At 73.3% G+C, this 19,231-nt stretch carries 18 protein-coding genes and 1 pseudogene; 11 read left to right on the plus strand and 8 right to left on the minus strand.

Features of this window, described 5'->3' with window-relative positions; all coding sequences use genetic code 11:
- Positions 1–14: 14 nt before the first annotated feature.
- Positions 15–737: a lysophospholipid acyltransferase family protein gene (locus AMK27_RS01310; RefSeq protein WP_073902178.1), complete on the minus strand. Its 723-nt coding sequence runs from the start codon at positions 735–737 to the stop codon at positions 15–17.
- 328 nt (positions 738–1,065) lie between these two features.
- Between AMK27_RS01310 and AMK27_RS01315 the strand changes: the two genes are divergently transcribed.
- The 5 genes from AMK27_RS01315 (at position 1,066) to AMK27_RS01335 (ending at position 5,619) form a co-directional block, all read left to right on the plus strand.
- On the plus strand, positions 1,066–1,428 hold the full coding sequence (locus AMK27_RS01315; RefSeq protein WP_241847264.1) for a TlpA family protein disulfide reductase: 363 nt from the start codon (positions 1,066–1,068) through the stop codon (positions 1,426–1,428).
- Positions 1,429–1,625: 197 nt separating this feature from the next.
- Positions 1,626–2,156, plus strand: coding sequence for a flavin reductase family protein (locus tag AMK27_RS01320; RefSeq protein ID WP_073903791.1), 531 nt, complete (start codon positions 1,626–1,628; stop codon positions 2,154–2,156).
- A 199-nt stretch (positions 2,157–2,355) separates the two neighbouring features.
- Positions 2,356–3,141, plus strand: coding sequence for an electron transfer flavoprotein subunit beta/FixA family protein (locus tag AMK27_RS01325; RefSeq protein ID WP_073902179.1), 786 nt, complete (start codon positions 2,356–2,358; stop codon positions 3,139–3,141).
- A 54-nt stretch (positions 3,142–3,195) separates the two neighbouring features.
- Positions 3,196–4,158: an electron transfer flavoprotein subunit alpha/FixB family protein gene (locus AMK27_RS01330; protein WP_073902180.1), complete on the plus strand. Its 963-nt coding sequence runs from the start codon at positions 3,196–3,198 to the stop codon at positions 4,156–4,158.
- Positions 4,159–4,329: 171 nt separating this feature from the next.
- Positions 4,330–5,619, plus strand: a complete 1,290-nt coding sequence (locus tag AMK27_RS01335) for a DUF6986 family protein (protein ID WP_073902181.1) — start codon at positions 4,330–4,332, stop codon at positions 5,617–5,619.
- A 118-nt stretch (positions 5,620–5,737) separates the two neighbouring features.
- Here AMK27_RS01335 and AMK27_RS01340 read toward each other — a convergent pair whose 3' ends face one another.
- A complete protein-coding gene (locus tag AMK27_RS01340; protein ID WP_073902182.1) occupies positions 5,738–6,772 on the minus strand; it encodes a LacI family DNA-binding transcriptional regulator in 1,035 nt (344 codons plus the stop codon).
- 195 nt (positions 6,773–6,967) lie between these two features.
- Here AMK27_RS01340 and AMK27_RS01345 point away from each other — a divergent pair, with 195 nt between their 5' ends.
- Positions 6,968–7,918: an ROK family protein gene (locus AMK27_RS01345; protein ID WP_073902183.1), complete on the plus strand. Its 951-nt coding sequence runs from the start codon at positions 6,968–6,970 to the stop codon at positions 7,916–7,918.
- A gap of 57 nt (positions 7,919–7,975) precedes the next feature.
- Here AMK27_RS01345 and AMK27_RS01350 read toward each other — a convergent pair whose 3' ends face one another.
- Positions 7,976–8,158, minus strand: coding sequence for a hypothetical protein (locus tag AMK27_RS01350; RefSeq protein WP_073902184.1), 183 nt, complete (start codon positions 8,156–8,158; stop codon positions 7,976–7,978).
- A 156-nt stretch (positions 8,159–8,314) separates the two neighbouring features.
- Here AMK27_RS01350 and AMK27_RS01355 point away from each other — a divergent pair, with 156 nt between their 5' ends.
- Complete coding sequence (locus AMK27_RS01355; RefSeq protein ID WP_073902185.1) at positions 8,315–9,349, plus strand: NUDIX hydrolase; 1,035 nt, start codon at positions 8,315–8,317, stop codon at positions 9,347–9,349.
- A gap of 226 nt (positions 9,350–9,575) precedes the next feature.
- Here the strand turns inward: AMK27_RS01355 and AMK27_RS01360 are convergent, their stop codons facing one another.
- Positions 9,576–10,289, minus strand: coding sequence for an MBL fold metallo-hydrolase (locus tag AMK27_RS01360; protein ID WP_445194823.1), 714 nt, complete (start codon positions 10,287–10,289; stop codon positions 9,576–9,578).
- An 85-nt stretch (positions 10,290–10,374) separates the two neighbouring features.
- On the minus strand, positions 10,375–11,739 hold the full coding sequence (locus tag AMK27_RS01365) for a dipeptidase (protein WP_073902186.1): 1,365 nt from the start codon (positions 11,737–11,739) through the stop codon (positions 10,375–10,377).
- Positions 11,740–12,162: 423 nt separating this feature from the next.
- Here AMK27_RS01365 and AMK27_RS01370 point away from each other — a divergent pair, with 423 nt between their 5' ends.
- On the plus strand, positions 12,163–13,584 hold the full coding sequence (locus AMK27_RS01370; RefSeq protein WP_241847353.1) for a geranylgeranyl reductase family protein: 1,422 nt from the start codon (positions 12,163–12,165) through the stop codon (positions 13,582–13,584).
- A gap of 131 nt (positions 13,585–13,715) precedes the next feature.
- On the opposite strand, the gene AMK27_RS01375 is transcribed toward AMK27_RS01370, so the two are convergent.
- A complete protein-coding gene (locus tag AMK27_RS01375) occupies positions 13,716–14,210 on the minus strand; it encodes a nitroreductase family deazaflavin-dependent oxidoreductase (RefSeq protein ID WP_073902187.1) in 495 nt (164 codons plus the stop codon).
- 180 nt (positions 14,211–14,390) lie between these two features.
- On the opposite strand from AMK27_RS01375, the gene AMK27_RS01380 reads away from it, so the two are divergent.
- Positions 14,391–15,086 (plus strand): TetR/AcrR family transcriptional regulator, encoded by a 696-nt coding sequence (locus AMK27_RS01380; RefSeq protein WP_073902188.1) that lies wholly within the window; start codon positions 14,391–14,393, stop codon positions 15,084–15,086.
- 25 nt (positions 15,087–15,111) lie between these two features.
- On the opposite strand, the pseudogene AMK27_RS43285 reads toward AMK27_RS01380, so the two are convergent.
- A pseudogene (locus AMK27_RS43285) lies at positions 15,112–15,285 on the minus strand (GNAT family N-acetyltransferase); the annotation flags it as partial.
- 298 nt (positions 15,286–15,583) lie between these two features.
- Here AMK27_RS43285 and AMK27_RS01390 point away from each other — a divergent pair.
- Complete coding sequence (locus AMK27_RS01390; RefSeq protein WP_445194824.1) at positions 15,584–16,942, plus strand: sensor histidine kinase; 1,359 nt, start codon at positions 15,584–15,586, stop codon at positions 16,940–16,942.
- The gene (locus AMK27_RS01395) at positions 16,939–17,604 is read left to right on the plus strand and encodes a response regulator transcription factor (protein ID WP_073902189.1); all 666 of its coding nucleotides are present in this window, start codon (positions 16,939–16,941) and stop codon (positions 17,602–17,604) included. The genes AMK27_RS01390 and AMK27_RS01395 overlap by 4 nt, the downstream gene beginning before the upstream one ends.
- An 18-nt stretch (positions 17,605–17,622) precedes the next feature.
- Here AMK27_RS01395 and AMK27_RS01400 read toward each other — a convergent pair whose 3' ends face one another.
- Entirely contained in the window at positions 17,623–19,173 is a 1,551-nt protein-coding gene (locus AMK27_RS01400) for an MFS transporter (RefSeq protein WP_073902190.1), read from the minus strand.
- Between the last annotated feature and the right edge of the window lie 58 nt (positions 19,174–19,231).

A 19,231-nucleotide genomic window follows, 5' to 3' on the forward strand; every position in this document is an offset into this window, starting at 1 on the left:
GCGGCGTCCCGCCGTCAGCCGGCGTCCTTGACCTCGGCCGGCGTCGGAGCCGTACCCCCGAGGTGCGCGGGCACCCACCAGGTGTCGTTCGCGTCCTTGGGGCGCACCGGGTAGGCGCGCTGCGCGGCCTCCAGGAGCTCCTGGACGCGCCCGCGGAGCCGTCGGGTGATGGCGCCCGCGTACTGGTCGGCGGGAGCCTCCATGGGCTCGCCGACGCGGATCGTCACCGGGATGTGGCTGCGCTTGAAGTTGCGGGGGCGGCCCTTGGTCCAGACGCGCTGCGTGCCCCAGAGCGCCATCGGGATCAGCGGGACCCCGGCCTCCTGGGCGAGCCGTGCCGCACCCGTCTTGAAGGCCTTGAGGGTGAACGACTGGGAGATGGTCGCCTCGGGGAAGACGCCGATGATCTCGCCCGCCCGCAGCGACTCCAGCGCGTGCTTGTAGGCGTGCTCGCCCGCCGAGCGGTCCACCGGGATGTGCTTCATGCCGCGCATCAGCGGCCCCGAGACCTTGTGCCGGAAGACCGAGTCCTTCGCCATGAACCGCACGAGACGCTTCTGCGGAAGCGCCGCCAGGCCCGTGAAGATGAAGTCCAGATAGCTGATGTGGTTGGAGACGAGCACCGCGCCACCCGTGCGCGGGATGTGCTCCGAACCCTGTGTGTCGATCTTCAGGTCGAGCGCCTTGAACAGGGTCAGAGCGGCGCCGACCACCGGCCGATACACGAGTTCTGCCATCGGAGAGGAACCCTTCTTCTGTGCCTGGGGAGGGTTCTCCCGGCGAAGTTACGCAGCCGTAGGTTTTCGGCTTTGGGCAGATCGTGCCCCATGTGGGCCGCCGTGACCAGTCCAGGCGGCTTCGTACAGGGAGATTCTCGTCACTCGCGGTGGTCGTGGCGGGAATTGAACTCTCCCGTGCGACGCTGCACCAGGTGAGAGGCCGACAGGAAGGGGCGCAGGGGTGACGGACGATCCCGGGAATCCCGGAGCCGACACGCGGGGACCGGACGCGAGGGGGCTCGAGGCGCCGGGTGACGCGACGGGTCCCGAGGAGCTGGGACCGGACATGAGGGGAGCCGAGGCGCCGGGACCCGGCACGAGGGAGCCCGACATCCCGGGACCCGACACGCTGGGACCCGAGGCGCTCGGTGCCGAACTGGGGGAGCGCGCCACCCTCGTCCAGTTCTCCACCGCCTTCTGCCAGCCCTGCCGGGCCACCCGGCGCACCCTCGCCGAAGTCGCCGCGATGGTCCCGGGCGTCGGGCACGTGGAGATCGACGCGGAGGAACGGCTCGATCTCGTGCGCGCCCTCGGCATCGCCAGGACCCCCACCGTCCTCGTCCTCGACCGGACCGGCCGGGTCGTCCGCCGGGCCGCCGGACAGCCCCGGAGGGCGGACGTCATCGCCGCCCTGGGGCGGGCGGTCTGACGCGGTGACACTTCTCCCACATCCCGGTACGCACTTGACTGCACGCGGCAACGATCGCCACTCTGACGGGGTGCCCCAAGAACTCCTTCTCTACGGCCGGACCCATGTGGACCTGGCCCGCAACGCGAGCGCGCGCTGTCCGGGCGTCTGAGCACCCCCGGACCTCTCTCATGCCGCCCTCGCAGAAGGACAACTCCATGACGGTCACGCCCGACCTCCGACCCGGCACCGTTCCCACCATCGGCGCACCCCGCCAGGCCTCCCCGGATCTGCTCCGCTCCGTCTTCCGCCGGCACGCGGCCGGCGTCGCGGTCGTCACCGCGCACGGGGAGCGTCCCGTCGGCTTCACCGCGACCTCGCTCAACTCCGTCGCCGCCGAACCCCCGCTCCTCTCCTTCGGAGTGGGCACGACGTCCTCCAGCTGGCCCGTGCTCGCCGAGGCCGAGCACATCGGCGTCCACATACTCGGCGAACACCAGCAGGAGCTCGCCGCCACCTTCGCCCGCAGCGGGGCCGACCGCTTCGGCGAGGGGACCCGCTGGAGCGTCGGACCCGAGGGGGTGCCCGTACTCGACGGCGTGCTCGCCTGGCTGGTCTGCCGCGTGGTCGCCCGGGTGCCCGCCGGGGACCACCGGATCGTGATCGCGCAGGCCGTCGCCGGGGATCCGGACGGGGCGGGCCGGCCGCTCCTCTACCACCACGGCCGCTTCAACGCGCTGCGCGACTGAGAGTTCCCGGGCGCGCCGCTCTCCGCGCGTTGGGCAGATCACACCGCTGAGCGCTTGCTTACTGGTAACGGACTGGGTGTACTGGCGAGTAATATTTCGGTCGGGGCGTCCGGCGCCCCGACCGGAAACCCGCCCTTCAGGCGCCTATGCTGCGAGCAACAAGGCAGCCCAGTTATGACGATGCAGTAGGAGAGCCGGCGTGAGCTTGAGGATCGTTGTCTGTGTGAAGTACGTGCCCGACGCGACCGGAGACCGCAAGTTCGCGGACGACCTGACGGTCGACCGCGACGACGTCGACGGCCTGCTGTCGGAGCTCGACGAGTACGCCGTCGAGCAGGCACTGCAGATCGCCGAAGAGGCGGACGACGCCGAGGTCACCGTGCTGACGGTCGGCCCCGAGGACGCCAAGGACGCGCTGCGCAAGGCGCTCTCCATGGGCGCCGACAAGGCCGTCCACGTCGAGGACGACGACCTGCACGGCACCGACGTCATGGGTACCTCGCTGGTGCTCGCCAAGGCGATCGAGAAGACCGGCTACGACGTCGTCATCGCCGGTATGGCCTCCACCGACGGCACCATGGGTGTCCTCCCGGCGATCCTCGCCGAGCGCCTGGGCGTCCCGCAGGTCACGCTGCTCTCCGAGGTCTCCATCGAGGACGGCGTCGTCAAGGGCCGCCGTGACGGCGACACCGCCTCCGAGCAGCTCGAGGCCTCCCTGCCGGCCGTCGTCTCCGTGACCGACCAGTCCGGCGAGGCGCGCTACCCGTCCTTCAAGGGCATCATGGCCGCCAAGAAGAAGCCGGTGGAGTCCCTGGAGCTGGACGACCTGGACATCGACGCGGACGAGGTCGGCCTCGCCGGCGCGTGGACCGCGGTCGACTCCGCCGCCGAGCGTCCGGCGCGCACCGCCGGCACGATCGTCAAGGACGAGGGCGAGGGCGGCAAGCAGCTCGCCGAGTTCCTCGCGGGCCAGAAGTTCATCTAAGGCTCGCGCGAGCCGCTCAGACCGCCCCTTTCGTTCGCAGGAGATTGAAGTCCCATGGCTGAGATTCTCGTCTACGTCGACCACGTCGACGGAGCCGTCCGCAAGCCCACCCTGGAGCTGCTGACCCTCGCCCGCCGCATCGGCAACCCGGTCGCCGTCGCGCTGGGCAACGGCGCCGCCGACACCGCGGCCGCCCTCGCCGAGCACGGCGCGGTGAAGGTCCTCACGGCCGACGCCCCCGAGTTCACCGAGTACCTGGTCGTCCCGAAGGTCGACGCCCTCCAGGCCGCCTACGAGGCTGTCTCGCCGGCCGCCGTGCTCGTCCCCTCCTCCGCCGAGGGCAAGGAGATCGCGGCCCGCCTCGCGGTCCGCATCGGCTCCGGCATCATCACCGACGCCGTGGACCTGGAGGCCGGTGACGAGGGCCCGGTCGCGACGCAGTCCGCGTTCGCCGCCTCCTTCTCCACCAAGTCCCGTGTCTCCAAGGGCACCCCGGTCATCACCGTCAAGCCGAACTCGGCCCCGGTCGAGGCCGCCCCGGCCGCCGGTGCCGTCGAGGCCCTCGCGGTCACCTTCGGCGCGCTGGCCACCGGCACCAAGGTCACCGGCCGCACCCCGCGCGAGTCGACCGGCCGCCCGGAGCTCACCGAGGCCGCGATCGTGGTCTCCGGTGGCCGCGGCGTCAACGGTGCCGAGAACTTCGGCATCATCGAGGCGCTCGCCGACTCGCTCGGTGCCGCCGTCGGCGCCTCGCGCGCCGCCGTCGACGCCGGCTGGTACCCGCACTCCAACCAGGTCGGCCAGACCGGCAAGTCGGTCTCGCCGCAGCTGTACATCGCCTCCGGCATCTCCGGCGCGATCCAGCACCGCGCGGGCATGCAGACCTCGAAGACGATCGTCGCGATCAACAAGGACGCCGAGGCGCCGATCTTCGACCTGGTCGACTACGGCGTGGTGGGCGACCTCTTCGACGTCGTCCCGCAGCTGACCGAAGAGGTCAAGTCCCGCAAGGGCTGATCTCGCCGCGCGGGCGTGACCTGCGCGTCTGTACGGTCCGGGGGCCGCGTGGTGATGATCACCACGCGGCCCCCGGCCGTTTCGGACAGCCATTGACGCAGGTCCCGACGGACTACTAACTTCGCCATACGGATTGTTGATTCCGTGAAGCGGAAAATTGGAGGATGTGGGATGGGTCAGCAGGAGAAGGTGTCGACGAGCCTCGCGGGCGCGGTCAGCGAGGGCATCAGCGCCTCCCTCGCCGCGGTGGACGCCGAGCTCGACCGCCGGTACCCGGGAGACCCCGGCACCCGCCAGCCCGTCCACACCGTCTACGTCCCCGGCAACGTCTTCGACGCCGGCACCATCCGCTCGTGGGGTGACCAGGCCCTCGCCGCCCTCGACGAGCACGCCCCGGACGCCGCCTCGTTCGCCGCCGTGCTCGGCCTCTCCGACGCCCTCGCCGAGGACGTCTACGGCCGCGTACGCGCCAAGCTGGAGCGCGAGCCGATCGAGGACCTCCGGGTCGACTTCGAGGACGGCTACGCCGGCGCCGACGAGGACCAGGACGCCGCCCGCGCCGCCCGGCTGATCTCGGAGGCGTACCGCGACGGCACGGCCGCTCCGTACATGGGCATCCGGATGAAGTGCATGGAGTCCGCGGTCCGCGACCGGGGCATCCGCACCACCGACGTCTTCCTCACCGGCCTCCTGGAGAACGGCGGCCTGCCCGACGGGCTCGTCCTCACCCTCCCCAAGGTCACCTACCCCGAGCAGGTGTCCGCCTTCGCCCGCCTCCTGGAGGCCTTCGAGAAGGCCCACGGCCTCGACGCCGGCCGCCTCGGCTTCGAGATCCAGATCGAGACCAGCCAGTCCATCCTCGCCACCGACGGCACCGCCGCCGTCGCCCGCATGATCGGCGCCGCCGAGGGCCGCGCCACCGGACTGCACTACGGCACCTTCGACTACAGCGCCTGCCTCGGCGTCTCCGCCGCCTACCAGGCCAGCGACCACCCGGCCGCCGACCACGCCAAGGCGATCATGCAGGTCGCCGCGGCCGGCACGGGCGTACGGGTCTCCGACGGCTCCACCAACGTCCTCCCGGTCGGCTCCACCGAGCACGTGCACGAGGCCTGGCGCCTCCACTACGGCCTCACCCGCCGTGCGCTCGCCCGCGCCTACTACCAGGGCTGGGACATGCACCCGGGCCACATCCCCACCCGCTACGCCGCCGTCTTCGCCTTCTACCGGGAGGGCTTCGAGGCCGCCGCCAAACGCCTCTCCGCGTACGCCAACCACGCGGGCGGCGACGTGATGGACGAGCCGGCGACCGCCAAGGCCCTCAGCTCCTACCTGCTGCGCGGTATCGACTGCGGCGCCCTCGACACCGCCGAGGTCGACGCGCTCACCGGCATGAACCGCGCGGCCCTCGACCGCTTCGCGGCTCCGCGTCGCGGCGACCTGACGGCCTCCGCCGAATAGCGGGACCACCCCGTCGGGGCCGCCGCGCGACGGGCGGCCCCCGCGGGCACCGGGACGCGGCCGGCCGCGGTCCCGACGCCCCACCCGCCGGGCCGGCCACCGGCCCGGCATCCCTCGGTCAGACGGCCGACGGAGGGATCTCGCCCGAACCGCGCGCCAGGAGCGTGGTGCCCAGCACCACCCGTTCCGGCGCGTCGTCGACCCCGTCGAGACGCGCGAAGAGCCGCTCCGCCGCCGTCCTGCCGAGCGCGGCCGCGTCCTGGGCGATGACCGTGACGCCCAGCAGGTCGGCCAGCTCCATGTCGTCGAAGCCGACCAGGGCCACCGGCCTCGGATGCCCCGCGAGGGCCCGGACCACCGTGACCATCACCCGGTTGTTCCCCGCGAACAGGGCCGTCACCGGCTCCGGCGCGTCGAGCATCTCCCGTACGGCCTTCCTCACCCGCTCGGGCTCCGTGGAGCCCGGCGAGACCCAGCTGTCGTCGACGGGCAGGCCCGCGTCCTCCATCGCGGTGCGGTAGCCGCGCAGCCGCTCGGACGCGGTGTGGATCCCGGGCCGGTCGCCGATGAAGCCGATCCGGCGGTGTCCGTGGGCGATCAGATGGGCCACGCCGTCGCGTGCCCCGCCGAAGCTGTCGGACAGCACGGCGTCGGCGTCGATCAGCCCCGCGGGGCGGTCGACGAAGACGGTGGCGACGCCCGCCCTGATCTCCGGCTCCAGATACCGGTGGTCGTCACCGGCGGGGATGACGATCAGACCGTCGACCCGGCGCGCGCAGAGGGCGAGCGCCAGTTCCTGCTCCCGGGCCGGGTCCTCGGCGCTGGAACCGTTGATGAGCAGCGCCCCGTGCGCCCGGGCGACCTCCTCGACTGCGCGGCTGAGCGGCCCGTAGAACGGGTCGGCGAGATCCTCCAGGACGAGGCCGACGGTCGCCGTCCTGCCCTTGCGCAGGACGCGGGCGCTGTCGTTGCGCCGGAAGCCGAGCGCCTCGATGGCCTCCTGGACCCGGCGCTCGGTGTCCGGGGTGACCCCTGGCTCGCCGTTCACGACCCGGGACACCGTCTTCAGGCCGACGCCCGCGCGCGCGGCGACGTCCTTCATCGTGGGCCGGTTGCCGTAGCGGTGCTCGGTGCGGCGGGCGATGTCGGCCACGGTGCGCGGTTCCTCCGTCGAAGGTCGGGGTGTCCGGCCGAAGAGCGGTCCGGTCGGTCCTGCGGTGGGGTCTGATCGACTCCCTGGCCGAATCATAGGGCCTGGACAACGTTGTCATGGGAGGGGAGACTGTACGGAACGGGACACCATAGACACCGTGTCGTCCGCCCGTCGCCGACTGGAGACCCCGCCCCCATGCAGACCGATCCCGCCACGGGACCCCTCGACGGACTCGTCGCCGCTCTCGACATCGGGGGCACCAAGATCGCCGGTGCCCTGGTCGACGGCGAGGGGCGCATCCGCGTCCGCTCCCAGCGGCCCACGCCCGCGCGTGAGGACGGCGAGACGGTGATGGGCGCGGTCGAGGAGGTGCTCGCCGAGCTCGCCCGCTCGCCGCTGTGGGAGGCCGCCAGGGCCGTCGGCATCGGCAGCGCGGGCCCGGTCGACGCCTGCCGAGGGAGTGTCAGCCCGGTCAACGTGCCCGGCTGGCGCGACTTCCCGCTCGTCGAACGGGTCCACAAGGCGGCCGGCGGACGGCCCGTCACCCTGGTCGGCGACGGCGTCGCCATGACGGCCGCCGAGCACTGGCTCGGCGCGGCCCGCGGCCACGACAACGCCCTCTGCCTCGTGGTCTCCACCGGCGTCGGAGGCGGCCTCGTCCTCGGCGGCAGACTCCACCCGGGTCCCACCGGCAACGCCGGTCACATCGGCCACATGGTCGTGGACATGGACGGCGAGCCTTGCGCCTGCGGCGGACGCGGCTGCGTCGAACGCATCGCCAGCGGCCCGCACATCGCCCGCCGCGCCCTGGAGCACGGCTGGCGCCCGGGACCCGACGGCGACGCCTCCGCCGCCGCCGTCGCGGCCTCGGCACGCGCGGGGGACCCGGTCGCCGTCGCCTCGTTCGAGCGGGCGGCCCAGGCCCTCGCGGCGGGCATCGCCGCGACGGCGACCCTCGTCGAGATCGACATCGCGGTCGTCGGCGGCGGGGTGGCGGGCGCCGGAGAGGTCCTCTTCGCCCCGCTGCGCCGCGGCCTCTCGACGTACGCCACGCTCGACTTCGTCCGGAACCTGACGGTCGTCCCGGCCCTCACGGGCACCGACGCGGGCCTCCTGGGCGCCGCCGCGGCCGCCGCGACGGCCTGAGGAGCCCGTAAGTCCGCCGCGACGGCCTGAGGAGCCCGTCGGCGGTCCGGCCCCGGCTCACTCCTCCCGTACCCGCTCGGCGGTCCGCTGTTCGACGATCACCAGGAAGGCGTCGGACTCCAGGTCCATCACGACCCGGGCCGGCACCCCCTCGTCCCTGCGCGCTCCGGCGAACTCCTCCGCCGGCCAGCTGCCCCGCGGGCCGCCGGCCGGAAAACGTTCCAGAACCCTACGCGTCATCTCTGCGCACCCCCTCGTGCTTGCCGTTCTCAACGACCCCCGCGCGGAAGTGTCACGCTCATGCCCAGGCGGACGCATATGCCAGCACATGTGTTCGTGGTTTTCGTGGCAGGGTGTTGGGGGCAATCCACAGGGGGCTGTCGAAGAGGGGGAATCGTGATCGTCTGGGTCAACGGTGCGTTCGGCGCGGGCAAGTCCAGCACCGCGCGCGAGCTGGTCGATCTGATCCCGAACAGCACGCTGTACGACCCCGAGGCCACCGGCGCGGGCCTGCGCGGCCTGCTGCCGCCCAAGCGGCTCGCCGAGGTCGAGGACTACCAGGACCTGCCGATCTGGCGGCGCCTCGTGGTCGACACCGCCGCCGCCCTGCTCGCCGAGCTCGGCGGGGTCCTGGTCGTCCCCATGACCCTGTTGCGCCAGGAGTACCGGGACGAGATCTTCGGCGGGCTCGCGGCCCGCCGCATCGACGTCCGCCATGTCCTCCTCGCCCCGGAGGAAACGATCCTGCGGCGGCGGATCGACGGCAGGGCCGACTACGGCGACCCCGACGTCGACGCCCGCGTCCGGGAGTGGTGCCACGGCCATCTCGCGCCGTACCGCGCCGCGCTCGACTGGCTCGCCGACGACGCCTACGCGGTCGACACCTCGGCGCTCACCGCGGCCGAGGCCGCCCGGTCCGTCGCCGACGCCGTCCGGACCGGCCGCGCCGCCCCCTGCGGCATCGTCCAGACCCCCGAGCCGACCGCCGAGACCGTCGCCGCCGGAGTCCTGCTCTTCGACGAGCGGGACCGCTTCCTCCTGGTCGACCCCACCTACAAGCCGGGCTGGGAGTTCCCCGGCGGAGTCGTCGAGGCCGGCGAGCCCCCGGCCCGCGCCGGAATGCGCGAGGTGGCCGAGGAGATAGGCCTCGAACTCGACGCGGTACCCCGCCTCCTGCTCGTCGACTGGGAACGCCCCGCGCCCCCCGGCCACGGCGGGCTCCGCCTCCTCTTCGACGGCGGCACCCTCGGCCCCGCCGACACGCGGCGCCTCCGGCTCCCCGGTGCCGAACTCCGCGACTGGCGCTTCGTCACCGAGGAGGAGGCCGCCGACCTCCTGCCCCCGGTCCGCTACCGCCGCCTCCGCTGGGCCCTGCGCGCCCGCGAGCGCGGCACGGTGCTCAACCTGGAGGCCGGGGACCCGGTGGGCTGACGGCCGCGGCCGGCATGCCTGCGGGGAGCACGGCCGGCCTCCCCGCAGGGGGACCACGGCCGGCTTCCCGGCAGGGGGCCCGGCCGGGTCCGCGCGGAGGCAGTGCGGTCGGGCCCGCGGGGAGGGACCGCGGTCGGGCCCGCGCGGCGGGACCGCGGTCGAGTGCGCAGCCCTCGCGGTCGGCCTCCGCGCGGAGAGACCGGGGCAGGCTCCGGAGCCCTCGTGGTCAGGCCGTCGCCGTCGCCGCCGCCGCGCTCAACCGCGCCGCCGTGTCCGAGGCCACCGGAGCGCCGTGACCGCAGCACAGCACCGACGGGCCCAGCTTCGCGAACAGCCGCATCGAGTCCAGCGCCAGAGCGCGGTCGACGTGGAACACACCGAACATCACGTCCGGCACCGACGCCACCGTGTCCCCGGCGAACAGCACACCGTGGCGCGGGAGATGGACCGCGATCGAACCGGGCGTGTGGCCGGGACCGTGCACCACCACCGCGCCGCCGCCGAAGTCGAGCACCTCGCCGTCCTCGACCTCCCGGTCGACCCGGGTCGGCGGCGCCTCCGGCACGCCGACGCCGTGCTCCAGCAGCGGGACCTCCCAGTCCAGGAGGTGCGGCTCCGGCACCGGCGCCTCACCCCGGATCACCGGCGCGTCGAGCCCGTGCGCGAGGATCTCGGCCCCGTGCCGGTCCGCGAGCTCCTGCGCCGAGCCCACATGGTCCCGATGGCAGTGCGTCAGCACGATCCGGCGCAGCCGGTCCGGATCCAGACCGGCGGACCGTATCGCGGCGGCCGTCTCGTCCGCCAAGCCGGCCCAGCCGGCGTCGATCAGGGTCAGCTCCTCCCGTCCTGGTTCGCCGTCCTGCCAGAGGTAGGCCTGGCCGACGGAGTAGTCGAGGAGGTGCAGCCGCGGGGTGATCCTGGTGAGCTCGATGGATGCCATACGGCGAACCTACGGAGCTCCGCGGGTCCGCCGTACGCTTCTACGCTCTCGGCGAGCTTCGCCGAGCGCTGAACACGTCCGCTCGTCAGTTCTGCTTCTGGCGGGCGTAGTTGACCAGGAAGTGCGCCTCGGCCACGGAGAGGCGCTCCAGCTCGTCCGGCGAGACGGACTCGTTGGGCGCGTGGATCTGCGCCTCCGGCTCGCTCAGACCGATCAGCAGGATCTCCGACTCCGGGTACAGCGAGGCCAGCGTGTTGCACAGCGGGATCGACCCGCCCATGCCCGCCGTCTGCATCTCCTGACCGGGGTACGCGATCCGCATCGCCTCGGCCATCGACGCGTACGCCGGGCTCGACGTGTCCGCCTGGAACGGCTGGCCCTGGCCGACCTGTTCGAGGGAGACCCGGGCGTTCCACGGCGTGTGCTTCTCGATGTGCGCGAAGAGCAGCTTCGTCACCTCGGCCGAGTCGAGGCCCGGCGGCACCCGCAGGCTGAGCTGCGCGCGGGCCGACGACGGGATCGACGGGGTCGCCCCGGCCACCGGGTGGCAGTCGATGCCGATGACGGTGACGGCGGGACGGGCCCAGATCCGGTCGGCGACCGTGCCGGCCCCCGGCAGTGCCACGCCCGTGAGGACCTTCGCGTCCTGGCGGAAGTCCTCCTCCGGGTACTGCAGCCCCTCCCACACCTGGTCGCCCGGCAGCCCGTCGATGACGGTCGAGCCGTCCGGGCCCCGCAGCGAGTCCAGGACGCGGATCAGCGCGGCCAGCGCGTCCGGCGCGGCGCCGCCGAACTGACCCGAGTGCAGGTTGCCCTCCAGGGTGTCGATCCCCACCCGGATCATCGTCATGCCGCGCAGGGTCGCCGTGACGGTCGGCAGCCCCACCCGGAAGTTGCCCGCGTCGCCGATCACGATCGCGTCGGACACGAGCAGTTCGGGGTGCTGCTCCGCGTACCGTTCCAGGCCTCCGGTGCCCTGCTCCTCGGAACCCTCGACGATCACCTTGACCGTCACCGGAACGCCGCCGTTCGCCTTGAGGGCGCGCAGCGCGAGCAGGTGCAGGATGAAGCCGCCCTTGCAGTCGGCCGTGCCGCGCCCGTACCAGCGCCCGTTCCGCTCGGTCAGCTCGAACGGCGGGGTGAGCCAGGCGGACTCGTCCAGCTTCGGCTGCACGTCGTAGTGCGCGTAGAGAAGGACGGTCGGCGCGCCGGCCGGACCGGGCAGGAGGCCGTACACGGCCTGCGAGCCGTCCGGGGTGTCGAGCAGTGCCACGTCCTGGAAGTCCTCGGCGCGCAGCGCGTCCGCGACCCAGTTCGCGGCGCCCTCGCACTCGCTGCGGGGCGCCACGGCCTCGTCCGCCACCGACTCGAAGGCCACCAGCTCCGTGAGCTCGGCCTTGGCCCGGGGCATCAGGGACCGGACGGTCTCGGCGATCGGATTCGAGGTCATGGGCACGCTCCTGGTGGGTGCGACGTTTACGACGTAAGGACGGCGTTCGGCGTATGTCGTGGTACGGCGAACGCACCGCCGATCCTACGGCGCGGGCCTCTGGCTACCGCGCCGTAGGATGCGTCAGGAGCAGACCACCGGTCGGATCAGGAGCAGAAGCACATCGTGAGCAGCGAGCAAGCGGAGAACGCCGGTCCGGAGAACGCCGCGCCCGGAGGCGCGGCTCCTGAGGGGATCACGGACGCGGTGCCGGACGAGGCCACGCACGACGTCGCGGACGAGGTCGCGCACGGGGTTGCGGACGAGGTCGCGCACGGGGTTGCGGACGAGGTCGCGCACGGGGTCACGGATGCCGAGGCGTCCCCCGTGCCGCAAGACGAGGCGGCCGCGGAGGAGGCCTCGGACCTCGTGGAAGCCGACGCCGTGACCGCCCCGGCGGGCGCGGACGGCGTCGACGGCGTGGACGCCGAGAACACCGAGATCTGGGACGTCGTGGTCGTCGGCGCCGGCCCCGGCGGCGCGTCCGCGGCCTACGCCGCGGCGGTGGCCGGGCGACGGGTGCTGCTCCTGGAGAAGTCCGAGCTGCCCCGCTACAAGACCTGCGGCGGCGGCATCATCGGCCCCTCCCGCGACTGTCTGCCGCCCGGCTTCGAACTGCCCCTCCAGGACCGGGTGCACGCCGTCACCTTCTCCCTGGACGGCCGGTTCGCCCGTACCCGCCGTTCGCGGAAGATGCTCTTCGGGCTCATCAACCGCCCGGAGTTCGACGCCCAGCTCGTCGAGCACGCCCAGAAGGCCGGCGCCGAGCTGCGCACCGGGGTCACGGTGACCCGCGTGGAGCAGCACGGTCCTGCGGTCCCGGACCGGCGGACGGTCGCCGTGGTCCTCGCCGACGGCGAGACCGTGCTCGCGCGCGCGGTCGTGGGCGCCGACGGCAGTGCCAGCCGGATAGGCGCGCACGTCGGGGTGAAGCTCGGTCAGGTCGACCTGGGCCTGGAGGCGGAGATCCCCGTACCGCCGTCCGTGGCGGAGGACTGGAAGGGCCGCGTCCTCATCGACTGGGGCCCGATGCCCGGCAGTTACGGGTGGGTCTTCCCCAAGGGCGACACCCTGACGGTCGGTGTCATCTCGGCGCGCGGCGAGGGCGCCGCCACCAAGCGGTACATGGAGGACTTCGTCGCCCGGCTCGGCCTGTCCGGTTTCGAGCCCACGGTCTCCTCCGGCCATCTGACGCGCTGCCGCACCGACGACTCGCCGCTCTCCCGCGGACGGGTCCTCGTCTGCGGTGACGCGGCGGGGCTCCTGGAGCCGTGGACGCGTGAGGGCATCTCGTACGCGCTCCGCTCGGGCCGGCTCGCCGGCGAGTGGGCGGTCCGGGTCGCCGAGGCCAACGACGCGGTCGACGCACGGCGTCAGGCCCTGAACTACGCCTTCGCCATCAAGGCCGGGCTCGGGGTCGAGATGGCCGTCGGGCGGCGGATGCTCGCCGTGTTCGAGCGGCGGCCGGGGCTGCTGCACGCGACGCTGACGGGGCTGCGTCCCGCCTGGAACGCGTTCGCCGACATCACCCGGGGTTCGGCGACGCTCGGCGGCATGGTCCGCTCGAACGGCATGGCCCGGCGGGCGCTGGAGATGCTCGACAAGCGCATGGACACGTCGTCGGGCGTCGGTCCGGCGGGCCGGGGCGTCGGCAAGGCGGAGCGGTCCGCACCCGAGGCCGAGGCGGAAGCCGACACGGACGCGACGGCGGAGGCGAAGGCGGAGGTGCGGGACGAGCCGCAGACCGGCCCGAAGGCCGACGCCTCCGCGAAGCCGGAGGCTCCCGAAACTCCGGAAGTGGTCTGACACCTCGGATCGGCGCACCAGGCGCACCAGGTTGCAGTAGGTGCAGCAGGCGTACCAGGTGTCGCACCAGGGGCACCTGGCGGCGCCCATGAAGTGCGTGCGGTGGACGGGCTCCGCCGCTCCGGCCGGTTTCACGCGGCGGGAGTGGTGGGGCCCGTCGGCGTGACGCGGAAGACGGGGTGCTTCGGCGCGATGGCGCGCAGTTCCTCGTCGGAGGAGTCGGGGCCGACGCCGCCGAAGAAGACGCCGACCTCGGCCTTCCAGCGCTTGAGGTAGGCGCGCAGGAGGACGGGCTTGTCGTCGTCGGCGACCTCGACGGCGGTGAAGTCCTGCACGTGCTTGCCGAGGATCAGCCGCCCGCCGCCGGCGGCACGCATGTTGTGGGTCCACTGGACGTGGCCGCGGGGGGCCACGAGGTAGCGGACGCCGTCCACCGTCAGGAGGTTGACGGGCGTGCGGCGCCACTCGCCGCTCTTGCGGCCGCGGACGGCCAGTACGCGGGAACCCCAGACGCTGATGCCGCGCCGGGTCGCCCAGGCGACGGTCCGGTTGAGGACGTTCACGGTGAGCCAGCCGGGCTTCATGACGTGGGTGGCGGGGTCGGAGCCGGTGGGCCGTGCGGACATGAGGTCCTCCTGGAGGATCGGGCGCTGCCGGGTGGTTGCGGTCGCGGGTGCGGCGCAGCCGGGAGAGGCGAAGTGTGAGCACTGCTCTCGCTTGATGCGAGTGTGCAGGAATCGGTGCTCACAATCAAGAGCGCCGCTCTCGTTTCGTATCGGTGCTCTGGAAGTGGCACACTGCTCTCCATGACGACCGTTCGAGGAGCCCGCGCCCGCGCCCGTATCGAGATCACCGCCGCCATCAAGGACGAGGCCCGCACCCAGCTCGCCGCCGAGGGGGCCGCCAAACTGTCCCTGCGGGCCGTCGCCCGCGAGCTGGGCATGGTCTCCTCCGCGCTCTACCGCTACTTCCCGAGCCGGGACGACCTGCTCACCGCGCTGATCGTCGACGCGTACGACGCGATCGGCGCCGCGGCGGAGAAGGCCGCCGCCGAGACGGCGGGGCAGCGCCCCCTCGACCGGTGGACCGCCGTGTGCCGCGCCGTCCGTGTCTGGGCCGTCGCCCACCCGCACGAGTACGCACTGATCTACGGTTCCCCCGTCCCCGGCTACAGCGCGCCCCAGGACACGATCGTCCCCGCCTCCCGCGTCGGCCTCGTCCTCATCGAGGCCGCGCGCAGTGCCCACACCGGCGAGGGCGTCGCCCTGCCCCCGCTCCCGGAAGGGCTCCGCCCCGAGGCCGCCCGGCTGGCCGCCGACATCGCCCCGGACCTTCCGCCGGCCCTCGCCGTCGCGCTCGTGGCGGCCTGGTCGCAGCTCTTCGGGCTGATCTCCTTCGAGGTGTTCGGCCACTTCCACAACATCGTCGAGGACCGCGACGCCTTCTTCGCCGCGTCGGCCCGCCGCCTCGGCCAGGACGTGGGGCTGCTGCCACGTTCCTGAGGCCGCCGGAATCGCCGCCGGTCGGTCAGTCGACGGCGGGGCTGCGACGTTCGACGAGGATGACGTCCCGCCAGGCGCCCCGGTGGCGGCCGAGGCGCTCCCGAGTGCCCACGACGCGGAAGCCCGCCCTCGCGTGGAGCACGAGGCTCGCGGTGTTCTCCGGGAAGACACCCGACTGGACCGTCTGGGTCCAGGGCCCCGGCAAGGAGCCCTGGGAGGTCTACGTCGTCAAGGCCGACGCCGGCCTCCCCGCCGGGACCGCCGAGGCACCGGACGGCGGATGCGCCTGCACCACCTGCTGATCCGCGCTCGCTCCGGTACGGCCGTGAGTCGCCGTCAGTCGCCGTCAGTCGCCGTGAGTCGACGGGAGTCGTCGGTGTGGACGGCATCCCGCTCGCTCCGGCAGGGCCGGGGTGTCGCCTACTCCGACGGGAGTACGGGTGACCACCCCGTCGGGCTGACGTTTCCACGGGTTCCGCACGGTTAGCGTGGCGGACATGGATCAGGAGCGGAGGCGCGGGCACGAGCGCGGACCAGGGCGCGGACGCGGCGACGCGGAGTCGGCGCGCGCGCCGGGGAGCGAGTCCCGGGCGCGCGCATCCCGCAGGAGCGCATCCCGGGCGGGCGCATCCCGCCCGCACGAGCGCCCGGCCCGGCCGGCCGGCCGTGCCTGGGGCCGGTGGCAGCGCGGGGACCGCGGACACGGCCTGCCCTGGCGGTCCACGCTCCTGGTCGCCGTGGTCGTCATGGCGGGGACCGGGTTCGCCGCGAGGAACCAGCCCGACCGGGAGGCGCTCGACGCGCTCGGCCGCGCCCTGCTGCTCCTCGGAGCCGCGCCCCTGCTGTTCCGTCACCGGTGGCCTGTACCGGTGGTGTCCGGCGTCGCGGCCGTCACCCTCGGCTATCTCGCGGCCGGTTATCCGTACGGCCCGGTGTTCGTCATGGTCGCCGTCGCCTGCTTTGCGGCCGTCGTGCACGGGCACCGGACCGCCGCCGCCTGGGCCCTCGGCCTGCTCTGGACCGGTCACCTGCTGCTCTCGCACTGGCTCTACCGCTGGCTGCCACCGGCGGGCGACGGCCCCGCCCCCTGGGGGCAGGAGCTGCCCGCGGCCGCGTTCGCCGTCGCCGTGCTGGCCGCCTCCGAGACCGTCCGCGTCCGGCGCGAGCAGCGGGCGCAGCTACGGGCCGACCGGGCCGCAGCCGAGCAGCGGCGCGCCGACGAGGAGCGGCTCCGCATCGCCAGGGAACTCCACGACGTGCTCGCCCACTCGATCTCCGTCATCAACGTGCAGGCCGGGGTCGGCCTCGCCCTCCTGGACTCCGACCCCGAGCAGGCCCGCACCGCGCTGACCACCATCAAAGCGGCCAGCAAGGAGGCGCTCGGCGAGGTGCGCCAGGTCCTCGACACCCTGCGCACCCGCGGCGAGGCGCCCCGCGCGCCCGCCCCCGGGCTCGGCCGGCTCCCCGAGCTCGTCGAACAGGCCGCCGCCGCGGGCCTCACCGTGACCGTCGCGAGGACCGGACCGCGCACCGACCTGCCGCCCGGCGCCGACCTCGCCGCCTTCCGGATCGTGCAGGAGGCGCTCACCAACGTGGTACGCCACTCCGGTTCGCGTACCGCCAGGGTCCGCATCGGGTACGGCTCCGGGCACCTGGACCTGATGGTCGACGACGACGGCCCGGCCACCGGAACCGAGGCGGGGGGCAGCGGCAACGGACTCGCCGGCATGCGGGAGCGGGCCGCGGCCCTCGGTGGCACCATCGAGGCGGGCGCACGCCCGAACGGCGGCTTCCGGGTCCACGCCGTCCTCCCGCTCCACCAGGAAGAGCCCCCGTCACCGCAGGAGACCCCGTGATCCGAGTGCTGCTCGCCGACGACCAGTCGCTGGTCCGGGCGGGGTTCCGCGCGCTGCTCGACGCCCAGCCTGACATCGAGGTCGCGGGGGAGGCCTCCGACGGCGACGAGGCCGTGGCGCGGGTGCGCGCCCTGCGCCCCGACGTCGTCCTCATGGACATCCGGATGCCGGGGCTCGACGGGCTCCAGGCCACCCGCCGCATCACGGACGACCCGGACCTCGCCGAGGTCCGGGTCGTCATGCTGACCACCTTCGAACTCGACGAGTACGTCTTCGAGGCGATCCGCGCGGGTGCCTCCGGCTTCCTGGTCAAGGACACCGAGCCGGAGGAGCTGCTGCGGGCCGTGCGCGCCGTCGTCCACGGGGACGCCCTGCTCTCCCCGGGGGTGACCCGCCGCCTGATCGAGGAGTTCGCGGCCCGCTCCAAGGCGCCGGGGGCGACGGCGGCCCTCGGCGCCCTGACCGAGCGGGAGCGGGAGGTGATGGCCCTGGTGGGCATCGGCCTGTCGAACGAGGAGATCGCCCGCAGGCTGGTCGTCAGCCCGCTCACCGCCAAGACCCACGTCAGCCGCGCCATGGTGAAACTCGGCGCCCGTGACCGCGCCCAACTCGTCGTGATGGCCTATGAGTCGGGCCTCGTACGGCCCGGCTGGCTCGGCTGACCCCGACGGAGGCGGCGCCTAGTCGCGGACGGCGACCTTCGCCGGAGCTTCCTCGGTGGCCGTACCGCTGCCGGCCGCCGCGGCGTCCGCTTCCGGCGGTGCGGAGCGGGCGACGACGACCGACGGCTCGCCGTCCTGCCGCCGCTTCGTCCGGAGGCCCGGCAGCGTGATGAGCAGTCCGGCCAGGGCGATGACCGTGACCACGGCGAGGCCGGGACGGAAGTGGTCCAGGACCGCCTGCGGCGAGGCGGTGCCCTCGCCGCCGTCCGCGGTGATCACGGCGGTGACGACGGCGAGGAACAGGGCGCCGCCGACCTGGATCGAGGTGTTGAGGAGTCCCGACACCATGCCCTGCTCGTCGTCGTCGACCCCGTTGGTGGCCTGGATGTTGAGCGAGGGGAACACGAGCGCGCAGGCCGCGCCGAGCAGCAGCATCGACGGCAGGATGACGGCGGCGTACTGCGGGGTCAGGGAGATCCGCAGGAACAGGGCGTACGCGACGACGAGCAGCGTGAAGCCGGCGGCGATCACCCGGGGGGTGCCGAAGCGGTCCACGATGCCGCCGATCTTGGTGGAGGAGAGCGCCACCAACACTCCGGCCGGCAGGAACGCGAGGGCCGTCTGGAGCGCCGACCAGTGGAGCAGTGACTGCATGTACTGGGTCACGATGAACTGGAACGCGACGTACGAGCCGAAGAACGCCGCCGCGCCGAGCTGGGCCCGCACCTGCGAGCCGGACCGCAGCACCCCGAGCCGCACGAGGGGGCTCGCGCTGCGGCGTTCGATCAGGACGAAGGAGACGAGCAGCGTGGCGGCCACCGCGAAGGACAGCAGGGTGCGCACGGAGGTCCAGCCCGTCTCGGGGGCCTGGACGACGGTGAAGACGAGCAGCAGCATCGCGGCCGTGCCGGTGACGGCGCCCGGCAGGTCGTAGCCGCCGGAGGAGTTCTCCCGGGCGCTGTGCGGGATGAGGCGGAGCGCGAAGACCAGGGCGACGAGGGCGACCGGGGCGGGGAGCAGCATCGTCCAGCGCCAGCTCAGCTCGGTGAGGAGCCCGGACAGGACCAGGCCCATCGAGAAGCCGGTGGCGGCGCAGGTGGTGTAGATCGACAGGGCCCGGTTGCGCTGCGGGCCCTCCTTGAAGGTCGTGGTGATGATCGACAGGCCGGCCGGGGCGGTGAACGCGGCGCTCAGCCCCTTGATGAAGCGGCTGGCGATCAGCAGGGGCCCGGAGTCGACGAGCCCGCCGAGCAGGGAGGCGAGCGCGAAGACGGCCAGCGCGATGAGGAAGACCCGGCGGCGGCCGAGCAGGTCGGCGGCGCGGCCGCCGAGGAGGAGCAGGCCGCCGTAGCCGAGGATGTAGCCGCTCACGATCCACTGGAGGGTGGCGGTGGAGAGGCCGAGGTCGGTGGCGATCGAGGGCAGGGCGACGCCGACCATGGAGACGTCGAGGGCGTCGAGGAACATCGCGGCGCAGAGCACGAGCAGGGTGCCCCAGAGGCGCGGACTCCAGCGTTCCGGGGTGGAGTCGGGCACGCCGGCGGGGGCGTCGGTGAGCGGAGAGGTCATGGACAGGACAGTACATGCACATGCATTGAATGCGAGTGCATTTAATTCCCGTGCAACA

The organism is Streptomyces sp. CB02009 (genome assembly GCF_001905825.1).
GTDB lineage: Bacteria > Actinomycetota > Actinomycetes > Streptomycetales > Streptomycetaceae > Streptomyces.